This window comes from Cobetia sp. 5-11-6-3, from assembly GCF_013374055.1.
In the GTDB taxonomy this organism is placed as follows: domain Bacteria; phylum Pseudomonadota; class Gammaproteobacteria; order Pseudomonadales; family Halomonadaceae; genus Cobetia; species Cobetia marina.
On sequence record NZ_BLWJ01000032.1, the window covers coordinates 1 to 281 of the forward strand.

The 281-nt window shown below is 53.4% G+C and carries 1 rRNA gene; it reads right to left on the reverse strand.

From position 1 onward, the window contains the following. A 16S ribosomal RNA gene (locus tag HXS66_RS17285) occupies window positions 1-281 on the reverse strand; the annotation flags it as partial.

A 281-nucleotide genomic window follows, 5' to 3' on the forward strand; every position in this document is an offset into this window, starting at 1 on the left:
TCATTTGAGTTTTAACCTTGCGGCCGTACTCCCCAGGCGGTCAACTTATTGCGTTAGCTGCGCCACTAAGTCCTCAAGGGACCCAACGGCTAGTTGACATCGTTTACGGCGTGGACTACCAGGGTATCTAATCCTGTTTGATACCCACGCTTTCGCACCTCAGTGTCAGTGTCAGTCCAGAAGGCCGCCTTCGCCACTGGTATTCCTCCCGATCTCTACGCATTTCACCGCTACACCGGGAATTCTACCTTCCTCTCCTGCACTCTAGCCAAGCAGTTCCA